The organism is Streptomyces sp. NPDC055632, from assembly GCF_053618675.1.
On sequence record NZ_JBSHHY010000003.1, the window covers coordinates 1 to 14,365 of the forward strand.

A 14,365-nucleotide genomic window follows, 5' to 3' on the forward strand; every position below is an offset into this window, starting at 1 on the left:
AGATCATTCCCGAACGACGCCGTCTCCGACGTGAACCGATCCCCGGTGAGCTGCATACCGTCACCCGAATCACCCGCAAAACGAATGATCACCCGATCGAGTCGACGGACTTCCTTCGCGTTGCCGTCGTGGGGCGTGGCCGGGGCGCCTCTCTGCTCCCCGAGCAGGGCCTCGCCGGCCTCGCTGCTGACCTGGCTGGTCACTGAACTGGACCTCCCTCGTGGCAAGGGGACTCTCCGCCGGAGGCGGGGAGGAGCTCGGGGCGCGGTCGGCCGATCACCGTCCGTCCCGTTGCCCACCCTACGACGGCGGGGTCGAGTCTCCCTGGACTTCTTGCATCATGGACCGCTTTTCGAGATCCGTTCTGTCAGGATTCGTCACGCTGTGCCACTGTCCGAAGTGCTACGGAAGGTCTGATTCCGGTTTTTTGTCGTTTCAGGGTCCCCTAAGGACCCCCTAAGGCCCCGCGAGCCCGCCCCGCGAGCCCGTCTCGGGGCCACCTCAGGATCTCTCGGGACCCCCTCAGGATCTCTCGGGACCCCCTCAGGGTCTTTCGGGACCCCTCGGGGCGTCTCAGGACCTCAGGTACGTCAACACGGCGAGTACCCGTCGGTGATCGCCGTCGCTCGGCGAGAGCCCCAGCTTCAGGAAGATGTTGCTGATGTGCTTCTCCACGGCGCCGTCGCTCACGACCAGCGCCTTCGCGATCGCCGAGTTCGTCCGCCCCTCCGCCATCAGGCCCAGGACCTCCCGCTCGCGCGGGGTCAGGTTCGCCAGGACGTCCTGCTGCCGGCTGCGGCCGAGCAACTGCTGCACGACCTCCGGGTCCAGGGCCGTACCGCCCCCGGCGACCCGGACGACCGCGTCCACGAACTCGCGGACCTCCGCGACCCGGTCCTTCAGGAGGTAGCCCACTCCCCGGCTGGAACCGGCCAGGAGCTCGGTGGCGTACTGCTCCTCCACGTACTGCGACAGGACGAGGACCCCGAGCCCCGGGTGGTCCTTGCGCAGCCGCACCGCCGCCCGCACGCCCTCGTCCGTGTGGGTCGGCGGCATCCGCACGTCCGCCACCACCACGTCCGGCAGCGCCCCCTCGGCCGCGAGCTTCCCCACCGTCTCCACCAGCGCCTCGCCGTCGCCGACCTTGGCGACGACCTCGTGCCCCAGGTCGGTCAGGAGCCGGGTCAGCCCCTCCCGGAGCAGTACCGAATCCTCGGCGATGACCACCCGCACGCGCCCCGCCACGTCCCGCTCTCCCACGCCCCACAGCCCCCATGATCAGGTCGTCCGGTCTTCCGTAGAAGCCCAGCATCGCACCCGGGAGCCGGTGGACGCCCAGGGCCTGTCCGGCGGATCACGGCCGGGGCCGCGACCCCGGTCCGCCGGACAAGCCCTGTGCGCGCCAGGGAAGTTCGGCCGTCACCGTCGTCGGGCCGCCCGCCGGCGAGTCCACGGCGAGGACCCCGTCCACCGCCCCGACCCGCTCGGAGAGCGCCGCCAGGCTCCGCCCGGCCGCCGTCTCCGCGCCGCCGACGCCGTCGTCCCTGACCTGGAGCATCAGCCGGTCGCCCGCGCGCCACACGTCCACCCAGGCGCGCCGCGCCCGCGCGTGCTCGGTGACGTTCCGCAGGAGCTCCGACACGGTGAAGTACGCGATGCCCTCGATCGCCGGGACCGGCCGCGCCGGCAGGTCCACGTCCACCGACACCGGGACCGCGCAGCGCGAGGCCACCGCCGACAGGGCCGCGTCCAGGCCCCGGTCGGTGAGGACGGCCGGGTGGATGCCCCGGGCCAGGTCCCGCAGCTCCTGGAGCGCGAGCTTCACCTCGCCGTGCGCCTCCTCCACCAGGACCGCCGCCGCCTTCGGGTCCTCCGCCAGCTTCTCCTTCGCCATGCCGAGGTCCATGGCGAGCGCCGAGAGCCGGGCCTGCGCGCCGTCGTGCAGCGCGCGCTCGATGCGCCGCAGGTCGGCGGCGGCGGTGTCCACGAGGACGCCCCGGTCCGACTCCAGCTCCGTCACGCGCGAGGCCGGCCGGGACGGGCCGAGCAGCCCGGCCACCAGGAACCGGTCGACGGCGACGAACCCGCGCAGCAGCCACGGCCCCGCCATCACGAACAGCAGGCCGACCAGGCAGGTCGCCGCGATCTCGAACGGCGAGTCCAGGTAGAGGCCGTGCGTCCCGTCGCCGTACAGCTGGATCCCGTCCTGCCCGACGTACGCGGGGAACGTCCACTGCCACAGCGGATACGTGAAGAGGCTCCAGCCCCACCCCCAGAACGCCACCGTCACCGAGAAGGAGAAGATCGCCCACGGCATGTGCACGATCGCGTACAGCAGGTGCCGCCACGAGGCTCCGCTCTTCAACATGGCCCCCATCCAGGAGAACGCCCCGCCGGTCCGGCCGCGCACCGGCTCCGGCGCCGTCACGTCGAGGCCGAGCAGCGCCCGCGCCCTGGCCCGCTCCACCGCTCCGAAGCCCCGGCACAGGGCGAGCGCCCCGGCCAGGACCGGCACGCCGAGGAAGGTGATCAGCAGCCCGGCGCCGGTCGAGACGAGGGAGACGGAGAGCGCGAACCAGCAGACGCTCAGCGGAAGTCCGATCAGCACGTACCCGAGGGCGCGCCAGGTGCGGCCCTCGAACGGCGCGCGGATCGCGGCGGGAAGTCGGTGGGAGGGCATGGCGAACGTCCTTCTCTGCGGGTGTCCTGCTGGTGTCCTGCCGGTGGGCTCGGGGCGGTGCGTGTTCCAGGATTCCGTTCCGGCCGGCGCCGGACCATGAGGGAGGTCGGCCTCTGCGGGCGGGGGTTTTCCCCACCCCGGGACCGGGGCCACCCGGGGTTCGGGACCGCTCCGGGGCCCGGGAGGCGAGTGGTTACCGCGCGACCGGCCGGTCCCGCCACGGCAGTTCCGCCGTGACCGTCGTCGGGCCGCCCGCCGGGGAGTCCACGGCGAGGACGCCGTCGACCGCGCCGAGGCGCTCCCCGAGCCCGGCGAGCCCCGTGCCGCCGTCGAGGCGCGCCCCGCCGGTGCCGTCGTCCTCGACCCGGAGCATCAGCCGGTCGCCCGCCCGCCACACCTCCACGGAGGCGGACCGGGCGCGGGAGTGCTTGGAGACGTTCTGGAGCAGCTCCGACACCGTGAAGTACGCGATGCCCTCGATGGCCTCGGCCGGCCGCTCGGTCAGGTCGACGTCGACCCGCACCGGCACCGTGCAGCGGGCGGAGACCGAGGACAGGGCGGCGCCGAGGCCCCGGTCGGTGAGGACGGCCGGGTGGATGCCCCGGGCCAGGTCCCGCAGCTCCTGGAGCGCGAGCTTCACCTCGCCGTGGGCCTCGTCGACCATCGCGGCGGCGGCCTCCGGGTCGTCGAGGAGCTTCTCCTTGGCCAGGCCGAGCCCCATCGCGAGGGCGACGAGCCGGGCCTGCGCGCCGTCGTGCAGATCGCGCTCGATGCGCCGCAGGTCGGCGGCGGCGGTGTCGACGACCACGCCCCGGTCCGTCTCCAGTTCGACGATCCGCCGCTCCAGCTCGTCGGAGGGCGAGAGCAGCCCCCGGACCATGCCCCGGTCGGCGCTCGCGAGCAGCCGCGAGACGAAGGGGAGCACGGGCCAGAGGACGAGGAGCGAGACCAGGGTGACCGTGAACGTCAGGATCCCCCAGGGCAGCCGGATCAGGTGGTAGAGCTGGGCCCGCCAGGCCACCGGGTCCTTCAGCGCCGACCACAGCCATCCGAAGAGACCGCCGCGCCGGGGCAGCGGGGACGGCTCCCGGACCGCGACGCCGAGCAGGCCCCGGGCCCGCGCCCGCTCCGACCGGCCGATCAGACGGGCGCCGCCGAGGCCGAGGGCGAGCAGCGGCAGGCCGATCACGGTGACCGAGAGGCCCACGCCGAGCAGGACGCTCACCACCGCGTAGACGAAACCGACCAGCGCCGTGACCAGGTTGGAGAGCAGGAAGGCGATCTCCTTCCAGGTCTCCTTCCCGTAGGCGGTGCGGGGGCGCGCCGGAGCGGCTGCAGAACCCGTGGAGGAGGCGGCTGCGGAGCCGGCGGCGTAACCCGTGGAGGTGGCGGCTGCGGAGCCGGCGGCGGAGTCGTGATCGGCACTCATGGGCCCCAGGGTGCCCGGCGCGGCTCGTGCGCCGCCATGGGGGAGGTGGGCCGGTGGGAGAGGGGGTTAACCCCACCGGAACCGGCCACCGCAACTGCTTACGGTCCCTTTAGCAGGGCCTAGACTCGCGTCTGTACAGAACAGAAGTGACCCATGGGGCACCTGGACCGAGGGGCGGACGTGCGGGAACCGACCGTTGTCGCGGCCGACGCGGCGGACTACTTCCAGACGTACTCCGTCGTCGGCCTGCTCGCCGTCGTCGGCGTGCTCTTCGTCGCCGTGGCGTTCGGCGCCGGCCGGCTGCTCCGGCCCGTCGTGCCGACGCCCGAGAAGCTCCTCACGTACGAGTGCGGCGTCGACCCCGTGGGGGAGGGCTGGGCGCACACCCAGGTCCGCTACTACGTGTACGCCTTCCTCTACGTGATCTTCGCCGTCGACTCGATCTTCCTCTTCCCCTGGGCGACGGTCTTCGCCGCGCCCGGCTACGGCGCCACGACCCTGGTCGAGATGTTCGTCTTCCTCGGCTTCCTGGCCGTGGGGCTGCTCTACGCGTACAAGAAGGGCGTCCTGACGTGGACGTAACACCCGGAGTCCCCGGAACCGCCGCCGAGCCCGTGGCCCTGCCCGCTCCGAAGCTGGGGCCGCTCGCCCGGCTGGCCCCCGAACCGATGAAGGTGGTCCTCAACTGGGGCCGCCGCTACAGCCTGTGGGTCTTCAACTTCGGACTCGCCTGCTGCGCGATCGAGTTCATCGCCGCGTCGATGGCCCGGCACGACTTCATCCGCCTCGGCGTGATCCCCTTCGCGCCCGGACCGCGCCAGGCCGATCTGATGATCGTCTCGGGCACGGTGACGGACAAGATGGCGCCGGCCGTGAAGCGCCTCTACGAGCAGATGCCCGAGCCGAAGTACGTCATCTCCTTCGGCGCCTGCTCCAACTGCGGCGGCCCGTACTGGGACTCGTACTCCGTGACGAAGGGCGTCGACCAGATCATCCCGGTCGACGTGTACGTGCCGGGGTGCCCGCCCCGGCCCGAGGCGCTGCTCCAGGGCATCCTCAAGCTCCAGGAGAAGATCGCCCGGGAGAGCCTGGCGGAGCGCTACGGGCGGTCCGCGTCGGTGCCGGAGCTGACGAGCCCGCTGACGCCCCCGCCGGGAGGCACGGCATGAACGCGTACGACGGCCTCCCCGACGCGGTGACGGAGATCTTCGGCGAGGAGGCGACGGCGGAACGGGCCTACGACCTGCTGACGGTCGACGTCCCGCCGTCCTCCTGGATCACCGCCCTGACCACGGCCCGCACCGTGCTGGGCTGCACCTACTTCGACTGGCTGAGCGCGGTCGACGAACCGGGCACCGGATTCCGCGTCTGCGCGCACGTGGTGTCCCTCGCGGAGGGCGGTCCGCGCCGCCTCCTCGTCCGTACGACGGTCCCGCACGCGGCCCCCGTCCTCCCCACGGCGGTGGGGGTGTACGCGGGCGCGGGCTGGCACGAGCGCGAGACCCACGAGATGTTCGGCGTGGACTTCACGGGCCACCCGAACCCGGCCCCGCTCCTCCTCCCCGAGAACTTCGAGGGCCACCCGCTGCGCAAGGACTTCGTCCTCGCGGCCCGGGTCGCCAAGGCGTGGCCGGGCGCGAAGGAACCGGGCGAGTCCCACGACGGCGGCCCCAAGCGCCGCCAGATGCTCCCCCCGGGCGTCCCGGACCCCAACGAGTGGGGCCCCCTCAAGGGGCAGCTCCCCCCGGCCCCCACCCGAGCCGAACGCCCGGCCCGCCGCACCCGCACGACGACGGAGGCCACTCCGGCCGACCCGACGGCGGCGCCCCCGGTACGCCGCACGCGCTCGGCGTCGGAGGGCTCGGCGAGCCAGGAGGGGACGGCGGCTCCGGTACGCCGTGCGCGCTCGGCGTCGGACGGTTCGGCCAGCCAGGACGCGACGGCGGCTCCGCCCCGCCGTACCCGCTCGGCCGCCGACGGCTCGGCGAGCCAGACGGCGGCCGAGGCGGGGGACGCGACGGCGGCCGAGGCAGGAGACGCGACGGCGGGCACCCCGCCCGAGACGCCGCGCCCGCCGCGCCGCTCCCGTTCCGCGTCGGACGGCTCCGCGAGCCAGACGGCGGGGGAGCCGGGTGCCCCGGTACGCCGCTCCCGCTCGGCCTCGGACGGCTCCGCGAGCCAGACGGCGCCTCCGGACGCGGCGCGCCCACCGCGCCGCTCCCGCTCGGCGGCCGACGGCTCGGTGAGTCAGACGCCCCAGGAGCCGACGGCCCCCCGGCACACCCGCAGCACGGACGCCCCCTGGCACCACGCCCGCCCGGCCTTCGACGAGGAACCGGCGGAGCCGGAGACCCCGGCAGAACCGGCGGCCCCGGCCGCCCCGGAGACCCGGGCCGAGCCCGCCGTTCCGGCGGAACTGGCCACTCCGGAGACCCGGGCCGAGCCCGCCACTCCGACGGAACCGGCCACTCCGGAGACCCCGGCGGAACCGGACACCGCCCCCGAGCCGGCCGAGCCCACCGCCCCGGCGGAGCCCGACACGGCCACCGGCCCCGACACGGCCACCGGCCCCGACACGGCCTCCAAGTCCGACACGGGCCCCGACGCCCCCGCCGCCGACGGCCCCGACGGACCCGGCAACGAAAAGCCCACCGACCCCGACCCCACCCACCCCGCCGGAGGCGATCCCGCGTGAACGACGTACTCGACGTCGCCCTCCGGCTCCTCGTCGTCTTCGCCGTCTTCCTCGTGCTGCCCCTCGTCGTCGGCCAGACCGAGCACAAGGTCATGGCCCACATGCAGGGCCGCCTCGGCCCCATGTACGCCGGCGGCTTCCACGGCTGGGCCCAGCTCGTCGCCGACGGCGTGAAGTTCGCGCAGAAGGAGGACGTGGTCCCTAAGGACGCCGACCGGCGGGTCTTCCAGCTCGCGCCGGCCGTCGCCCTCCTCCCGTACCTCCTCGTCCTCGTCGCGATTCCGGTCGGCCCGGAGGAAGGGGCCGTCGGTCAGGTCGTCGACGCCGGCATCTTCTTCGTCCTGGCCGTGATGGGCGTCGGCGTCCTCGGCAGCCTCATGGCCGGCTGGGCGTCCGCGAACAAGTTCTCGCTGCTCGGCGGTCTGCGGACCGCCGCCCAGCTCCTCGCGTACGAGCTCCCGATGCTCCTCGCCGCCGCCTCCGTCGCGATGGCCGCCGGCACCGTCTCCCTCCCCGGCATCCTGAACGCCTTCGAGTGGTGGTGGCTGCCCTGGCAGATCGTCGGCGCGCTCGTCTTCTTCGTGGCCGGCCTCGCCGAGCTCCAGCGGCCGCCGTTCGACATGCCGGTCGCCGACTCGGAGATCATCTTCGGCGCGTACACCGAGTACACCGGCCTCCGCTTCGCGCTCTTCCTGCTCGCCGAGTACGCCGGCATCGTCGTCCTCTGCGGCCTCACCACCGTCCTCTTCCTCGGCGGCTGGCACGGCCCCCTCGGCGCCGACGGCCTCGGCTGGGTCTGGACCCTCCTGAAGACCGCCGTCCTCGCCTTCGTCGTCATCTGGCTGCGGGTCAGCTACCCGCGCCTGCGCGAGGACCAGCTCCAGCGCCTCGCCTGGACGACCCTCGTCCCGCTCGCCCTCGCGCAGATCGCGCTCACCGGCATCGTGAAGGTGGCGATCCAGTAATGGCACCGATCCCCGGCTCCGGCCTGGCCAAGGGCCTCGCCGTCACCCTCCGCACGATGACGAGGAAGACCGTCACCGCGCAGTACCCCGACGTACAGCCCGAACTCCCGCCCCGCACCCGCGGGGTCATCGGCCTGTTCGAGGAGAACTGCACGGTCTGCATGCTCTGCGCCCGCGAGTGCCCCGACTGGTGCATCTACATCGACTCCCACAAGGAGACGGTGCCGCCCGCCGCCCCCGGCGGCCGCGAGCGCAGCCGGAACGTCCTCGACCGCTTCGCCATCGACTTCGCGCTCTGCATGTACTGCGGCATCTGCATCGAGGTGTGCCCCTTCGACGCGCTGTTCTGGTCGCCCGAGTTCGAGTACGCGGAGACCGACATCCACGAGCTGACGCACGAGCGGGACAAGCTCCGCGAGTGGATGTGGACGGTCCCGGAACCGCCCGCGCTCGACCCGCGCGCGGAGGAACCGAAGGAGATCGCCGCCGCCCGCAAGGCGGCGGAGAAGGCCGCGGCGGCAGCGGCGGCGGCCGAGGGGGAGCAGCGGTGATCCTGACAGCGGTACACACGGCACAGCAGCAGGCCGCGCAAGGCCACGGCTTCCTCTCGCCCACCGGCGTCGAGATCGCCTTCCTCCTCGTCGGCCTCGTCACCCTCGGCGCCGCCGTCGTCACCGTCACCACCCGCCAACTGGTGCACGCCGCCCTCTGGCTGGTCGTGGCCCTCGGCGGGCTCGCCGTCGAGTACCTGCTCCTGACCGCCGAGTTCATCGCCTGGGTCCAGGTGCTGATCTACGTCGGCTCCGTCGTCGTCCTCCTCCTCTTCGGCCTCATGCTCACCAAGGCCCCCATCGGCCGCTCCCCGGACACCGACTCGGGCAACCGCCCGGTCGCCCTCGCCGTGGCCCTGGCCGCCGCGGCCGCGCTCGTCTGGGTGGTCGTCGACGCGTTCCGCACGACCTGGATCGACCTCGACGGGGCCGTCCAGGGCTCCACCGAGGTCACCGGCTCGATCCTCTTCCGGCACTGGGTGCTGCCCTTCGAGGCGCTGTCCGTGCTCCTCCTGGCCGCCCTGGTCGGCGCCATCGTGCTCTCCCGGAAGAAGAAGGAGGGGGAACGCTGATGCACCTCGCCTACCCGGCCGTCCTCGCCGCCCTCCTCTTCTGCACGGGCCTCTACGGCGTCCTCGCCCGCCGCAACGCGATCCTCGTCCTGATGTCCGTCGAGCTGATGCTCAACGCCGTCAACCTCAACCTCGTCGCCTTCGACGTCTGGCTCCGCGACGCCCTCCACGCCGGCCAGGCCCTCACCCTCTTCACCATCGCCGTCGCCGCCGCGGAGATCGGCATCGGCCTCGCGATCGTCCTGATGGTCCACCGCAACCGCGGCACCTCGGACGTCGACCGCCTCCGCGACACGGCGGAGAACCCGCACGCGGACCCGGACCCGGACACGGCCCCGCACGACGAGAAGGCCGAGGCCGCCGCGTGACCACCACCACCCTCGCCGTCCTCGTCCCCCTCCTCCCCTTCCTCGGCTCCGCCGCCGGCCTCCTCCTCGGCCGCACCGCCCCCGGCTTCGTCCGCCCCCTCGCCGTCCTCCCGACCCTCGCCGCCGCCGTCCTGGCCGTGCTCGTGGCGGTCCGCCAGGGCGGCGGGAAGGCGATCGACGCCGCCACCCAGCTCACCCCCACCGGCTCGGTCCCGATCGACCTGGCCCTGCACGTCGACGGCTTCGCCGCCCTCGTCGCCGTCCTCGTCGGCGTGGTCGCCACCTGCGTGCAGATCTACTCGACCGGCTACCTCCGCGACGACCCGCGCTACCCCTCGTACGCCGCGCTCGTCTCCCTCTTCACCGCCGCGATGCTCCTCGTCGTCTACTCCGGCGACCTGATGGTGCTCCTGGTCGGCTGGGAGGTCATGGGCATCTGCTCGTACTTCCTCGTCGGCCACTACTGGGAGACCCCCGAGGCCCGGTCCGCCTCCCTCAAGGCCTTCCTCGTCACCAAGCTCGGCGACGTCCCCTTCCTCATCGGGCTCTTCGCGCTCGCCGTCGACGCCGGCACCTTCCGGATCACCGGGGTCCTCGGCGCCGTCGCGACCGGCGGCCTCGACCACCCCACCCTGATCGCGCTGCTGCTGCTCGCCGGCGTCGCGGGCAAGTCCGCGCAGTTCCCGCTGCACACCTGGCTCCCGGACGCCATGGCCGGCCCCACCCCCGTCTCCGCGCTCATCCACGCCGCGACGATGGTCGCCGCCGGCATCTACTTCACGGCCCGGCTGCTCCCCGTCTTCGCGGCCTCCGCCGCCGCGATGACCGTCCTCGCCGTGATGGCCGCGATCACGATGGTCGGCTCGGCGCTCGCCGCGCTCGCCCAGGACGACATCAAGCGGGTCCTCGCCTACTCGACGATCGGCCAGCTCGGCTACATGGCCGGTGCCCTCGCCGTCGGCGACCGGGGCGCCGCCGTCTTCCACCTCCTCTCGCACGCCGCCTTCAAGGCGCTCCTCTTCCTCGCCGCCGGGGCGGTCATCCACGCCGCCGGCACGAACTCGCTGACCGCCATGTCCCGCATGAGCGGCCTCGCGAAGCGGATCCCGGACGCGTACTGGACGACGACCGTCGCCCTCCTCGCGCTCGCCGCGATCCCGCCCTTCGCCGGCTTCTTCTCCAAGGAGGCCGTCCTGGTGGCCGCCGAGCACACCGCGCTCGGGGACCGGACCGTCGCCCCCGCCGGAGCCGGCTGGACCGTCCTCGTCGCGGGCCTCCTGACCGCCCTCCTCACCGCCGCCTACGCCCTCCGCCTCTGGCTGCGCGCCTTCCGGGGCCGGGGCGCGGAGGCTCCGGACCACGGCCGTCAGCCGATCGCGATGACGAGCGTCCTGTGGGTCCTGGCCGTCCCCTCCCTCGGCTTCGGCCTGACCGTCCGGTACCTCCCCGACTGGTTCGACGGGAACGGACTCGCCCCGACCCTCACCACCGCCGTCCTCGGCACCGGCCTCGCCGTCGCCGGAGCGGCCGTCACCTACGCCGTCTGGCGCACCCTCGCCGCCCGGGCCCTGACCGCCCCGGTCCCCGCACCCAGCCCGCACGTCGCCCACCCGGACGCCGAGGCGGGCCTGGTCGAGGCCGAGGCGCTGCACCTGCCGCACCCCGCCGAGGACCCGGCCGACCCCGGCCGCGTCCTCCTCGGACGCCTGTACCGCCCCGCCGCCGACGGCTTCCACCTGGACGCCGTCCACCGGGCCGCCTTCGTCCGCCCCGTACTCGCCGCCGCCTCCCTGGTCCGCTTCCTGGACCGCGAGGTCGTCGACACCTACGTCCGGGGCGCCGCCGGCTCCGCCAAGGGCCTGGGGTGGCTCGTCCGCCGCGCCCAGACCGGCAACGTCCAGACCTATCTGAGCGCCCTGCTTGCCGGCTCCGTCGTCCTGGCGATCGCCGCAGTCGCCCTCGCCAACGCCGTCGCCGGAGCGTGAGCCGTGATCGATATCAGCGAATCCGTGATGCAGTTCCTCCTGGCGTTGATCGTCGCCGGCCCGCTCCTCGGCGCCGCCGCCGCCCTCCTCCCGGCCCCGCCCGGACTGAAGGGGAAGTCACCCGACCAGGCCGTCCTGCGCCACGGCGTCACCGTCACCGGCGCGATCCTGCTCGCCGCGATCGTCCTCGCGCTCGGCTTCGACCACGACCACCCGTCGAGGATGCAGGCCACGACGGACATCAGCTGGATCAGGGCACTGGACGTGCGGATCCACCTCGGTGTCGACGGCATCTCCCTCCCCCTCCTGGTCCTGACCGCCCTCCTGGGCTTCCTCTGCGCGCTCCACAGCTACTTCAAGATGCCGAGCGGGCCCTCCCCCAAGGCCTTCGTCGCCCTGCTCCTCGTCCTGGAGTCCGGCACCCTCGCCACCTTCGCCGTCCTCGACCTCGTCCTGTTCTTCCTGGCCTTCGAGATGGTCCTCGTCCCGATGTACTTCCTCATCGCCCGCTGGGGCGGCGAGGGCAGGCGCGCCGCCGCCACGAAGTTCGTCCTCTACACGCTCCTCGGCTCCGTCGTCATGCTGCTCGGCCTCCTCCTCATCGGTGTGAAATCGGGCACATTCGACATGGTGGCACTCGCCACTGACAACGGCCGTGGGCTGACCACGTCCGTGCAGGTCATCGCCGTTCTCGCGATCGGGCTCGGGCTCGCCGTGAAGACCCCGATGTGGCCGCTGCACAGCTGGCTGCCGGACGCCCACACCGCCGCCCCCACCGTCGGCTCCGTCCTCCTCGCCGGCGTCCTGCTCAAGATGGGCACGTACGGCTTCGTCCGGATCGTCCTGCCGATCGCACCCGACGGCATGCGGACCTTCGCCCCGTACCTCGCCGCCTTCGCCGTCGCCGGGATCGTCTACGGCTCGCTCGCCTGCCTCGCCCTCGCGCGCCCCGGCGCCAAGGGCGACCTCAAGCGCCTCATCGCGTACTCCTCCGTCGGCCACATGGGCTTCGTGCTCCTCGGCATCGCCTCCATGACCCCCACCGGCGTGAACGGCGCGCTCTTCGCCAACATCGCCCACGGCCTCGTCACCGGACTGCTCTTCTTCCTGGTCGGCGCGGTCAAGGACCGGTACGGCACCGCCGACCTCGACACCCTCGCCGGCGCCACCGGGGCCGCCCTCTACGGCCGCGCGCCCCGCCTCGGCGCCCTCCTCGCCTTCGCCGCCGTCGCCTCCCTCGGCCTGCCCGGCCTGGCCGGCTTCTGGGGCGAGATGCTGGCCCTCTTCGGCGCCTTCGACCCCGCCGAGGGCCTCAGCCGCCCCGCCTTCCTCACCTTCACGGCGATCGGCGCCTTCGGCACCCTGCTCACCGCCGCGTACCTCCTGATCGTCGTCCGCCGCGTCTGCATGGGCGGCCCCCGGCCCGCCGGGGAGACTCCGATCGCCGACGTCCAGGGGTACGAGTTCGCCGCCTGGACCCCGCTCGTCGCCCTCACCGTCCTCGCCGGACTCTGGCCCGCCGTCCTCCTCGGCCTCACCGACCCGGCCGTCCAGAAGCTCCTCGCCGGAGGCACCCAGTGACGTCGCAGCTCGTCCAGTCCGTCGACTGGCTCACGATCGCGCCCCCCGTCCTCACGGCCGCGGTCGCCCTCGCCGTCCTCGTCGCCGACCTCTTCCTCCCGCCGGAGCGCAAGCGGATCCTCGGCTGGACCGCGATCGGCGGCCTCACCGCCGCCCTCGCCCTCCTCGTCCCGCTGCGGGCCGGCGACCGCTCCACCTTCTGCCTCACCCCCGACACGCGGGTCACGGCGTGCAGCTACACCGCCGACCACTTCACCCTCGTCGTCCAGCTCCTCGTCCTCGGCGGAGCGCTCCTCACCGCGCTGCTCTCCCTGGACGAGACCCGCGAGCGGCTCCCGGCCGGCGAGTACTGGTTCCTGCTGCTCTCCTCCGCCGCCGGAGCCGCCCTGCTGCCCGCCTCCCGGGACCTCGCGACCCTCGTCGTCGCCCTGGAGGTGGCCTCCCTGCCCGCCTTCGCGCTCGTCGGCCTCAAGCGTGGCGACCGCATGTCCGGCGAGGCCGCCCTCAAGTTCTTCCTCTCCTCCGTCACCGCCACCGCCGTCACCCTGCTCGGCGCGAGCTTCGTGTACGCGGCGACCGGCACCCTCCACCTCACGGAGATCGCCCAGCGCCTCGACGAGGTCCCCGGGCAGTTCCAGACCCTCGCCGAGGCGGGCGTCGCCCTCACCCTCGTCGGCTTCGCCTTCAAGACGGCCGCCGTGCCCTTCCACTTCTGGGTCCCGGACACCTACGTCGGCGCCCCGCTGCCCGTCGCCGCCTACCTCTCCGTGGTCGGCAAGGCCGTCGGCTTCACCGGCCTGATCCTGGTGACCGTCGTCGCCTTCCCCTCGTACGCGGACGTGTGGGGCCCGGCGCTCGCCGTCCTCGCCGCGCTCACCATGACCGCCGGGAACGTCGCCGCCCTGCGCCAGTCCTCCACGCGCGCGTGGAGCGCGGTCCGGCTGCTCGCCTGGTCCTCCGTCGCCCAGGCCGGCTACCTCCTGGTGCCGATCGCGGCCGCCGCGTACTCCGGGAACGACCAGATCGGCGCCACCGTCGCGTACGCCCTGATGTACGCCGTCGTGAACCTCGGCGCCTTCGCGGTCGTCGCGCTCGTCGCGCGCGTGCGCCCCCGGAACCGGATCGAGGACTACCGGGGCCTGTACGCGGCGAGCCCCGCCGCCGCCCTCGCGCTCGCCTTCTTCCTCCTGAATCTGGCCGGTTTGCCCCCGGGTATCATCGGCCTCTTCGCCAAGGTGACCGTCTTCTCGGCGGCCGTCGACGCGGGCCTGGGCTGGCTGGCCGTGGTCATGGCGCTCAACGTCGTGATCGCGCTGTACTACTACCTCCGCTGGACGGCCCTGCTCTTCCGCACCCCGGAAGGAGCACCGGGAGAAGCGTCGGGAGCGGCCCCGGAAGGCGCCCCGGAGGGCAGCGTCGCCCTCCGCCGGCCCTCCGCGCCGATCACCCTGGCGATCGCGCTGACCACCGCGGCCGGAGCGGTCCTGTCGGGCTACCCGCAGTTCGCCCTCCGCTTCGCGGCGAACAGCCTCTTCTGAC

At 73.4% G+C, this 14,365-nt stretch carries 13 protein-coding genes and 1 pseudogene; 10 read left to right on the plus strand and 4 right to left on the minus strand.

Features of this window, described 5'->3' with window-relative positions:
- From ACWGSR_RS05170 to ACWGSR_RS05185, 4 genes and pseudogenes are all read right to left on the minus strand, one after another.
- Positions 1-203: pseudogene (locus tag ACWGSR_RS05170) on the minus strand (2-oxoacid:acceptor oxidoreductase subunit alpha); the annotation flags it as partial.
- A gap of 370 nt (positions 204-573) precedes the next feature.
- On the minus strand, positions 574-1,233 hold the full coding sequence (locus tag ACWGSR_RS05175; RefSeq protein ID WP_366372313.1) for a response regulator transcription factor: 660 nt from the start codon (positions 1,231-1,233) through the stop codon (positions 574-576).
- Positions 1,234-1,354: 121 nt separating this feature from the next.
- Entirely contained in the window at positions 1,355-2,680 is a 1,326-nt protein-coding gene (locus ACWGSR_RS05180) for a sensor histidine kinase (protein ID WP_453563677.1), read from the minus strand.
- 193 nt (positions 2,681-2,873) lie between these two features.
- Positions 2,874-4,109, minus strand: a complete 1,236-nt coding sequence (locus tag ACWGSR_RS05185) for a sensor histidine kinase (protein ID WP_453563679.1) — start codon at positions 4,107-4,109, stop codon at positions 2,874-2,876.
- Positions 4,110-4,262: 153 nt separating this feature from the next.
- On the opposite strand from ACWGSR_RS05185, the gene ACWGSR_RS05190 reads away from it, so the two are divergent.
- From ACWGSR_RS05190 to ACWGSR_RS05235, 10 genes are read left to right on the plus strand one after another with little or no spacing between them, the layout of a single operon-like run.
- The gene (locus ACWGSR_RS05190; RefSeq protein ID WP_199836967.1) at positions 4,263-4,691 is read left to right on the plus strand and encodes an NADH-quinone oxidoreductase subunit A; all 429 of its coding nucleotides are present in this window, start codon (positions 4,263-4,265) and stop codon (positions 4,689-4,691) included.
- Positions 4,682-5,278, plus strand: a complete 597-nt coding sequence (locus tag ACWGSR_RS05195) for an NADH-quinone oxidoreductase subunit B (protein WP_366370969.1) — start codon at positions 4,682-4,684, stop codon at positions 5,276-5,278. The genes ACWGSR_RS05190 and ACWGSR_RS05195 overlap by 10 nt, the downstream gene beginning before the upstream one ends.
- Positions 5,275-6,804 carry an NADH-quinone oxidoreductase subunit C gene (locus tag ACWGSR_RS05200; protein ID WP_453563681.1) on the plus strand — a complete coding sequence of 510 codons (1,530 nt, stop codon included), beginning with the start codon at positions 5,275-5,277 and terminating at the stop codon, positions 6,802-6,804. Before ACWGSR_RS05195 ends, ACWGSR_RS05200 begins: the two co-directional genes overlap by 4 nt.
- Entirely contained in the window at positions 6,801-7,769 is a 969-nt protein-coding gene (locus ACWGSR_RS05205) for a complex I subunit 1/NuoH family protein (protein WP_366370973.1), read from the plus strand. The genes ACWGSR_RS05200 and ACWGSR_RS05205 overlap by 4 nt, the downstream gene beginning before the upstream one ends.
- Positions 7,769-8,320, plus strand: coding sequence for a NuoI/complex I 23 kDa subunit family protein (locus tag ACWGSR_RS05210; RefSeq protein WP_376240489.1), 552 nt, complete (start codon positions 7,769-7,771; stop codon positions 8,318-8,320). Before ACWGSR_RS05205 ends, ACWGSR_RS05210 begins: the two co-directional genes overlap by 1 nt.
- Positions 8,317-8,892, plus strand: a complete 576-nt coding sequence (locus tag ACWGSR_RS05215) for an NADH-quinone oxidoreductase subunit J family protein (RefSeq protein WP_366370977.1) — start codon at positions 8,317-8,319, stop codon at positions 8,890-8,892. The genes ACWGSR_RS05210 and ACWGSR_RS05215 overlap by 4 nt, the downstream gene beginning before the upstream one ends.
- Positions 8,892-9,260, plus strand: a complete 369-nt coding sequence (nuoK, locus tag ACWGSR_RS05220; protein ID WP_376240484.1) for an NADH-quinone oxidoreductase subunit NuoK — start codon at positions 8,892-8,894, stop codon at positions 9,258-9,260. The genes ACWGSR_RS05215 and nuoK overlap by 1 nt, the downstream gene beginning before the upstream one ends.
- Positions 9,257-11,245, plus strand: coding sequence for an NADH-quinone oxidoreductase subunit 5 family protein (locus tag ACWGSR_RS05225; RefSeq protein WP_376240482.1), 1,989 nt, complete (start codon positions 9,257-9,259; stop codon positions 11,243-11,245). The genes nuoK and ACWGSR_RS05225 overlap by 4 nt, the downstream gene beginning before the upstream one ends.
- Positions 11,246-11,272: 27 nt before the next feature.
- Positions 11,273-12,826 (plus strand): complex I subunit 4 family protein, encoded by a 1,554-nt coding sequence (locus ACWGSR_RS05230; protein ID WP_376240507.1) that lies wholly within the window; start codon positions 11,273-11,275, stop codon positions 12,824-12,826.
- Positions 12,823-14,364: an NADH-quinone oxidoreductase subunit N gene (locus ACWGSR_RS05235; protein ID WP_453563686.1), complete on the plus strand. Its 1,542-nt coding sequence runs from the start codon at positions 12,823-12,825 to the stop codon at positions 14,362-14,364. Before ACWGSR_RS05230 ends, ACWGSR_RS05235 begins: the two co-directional genes overlap by 4 nt.
- Position 14,365: the final 1 nt, after the last annotated feature.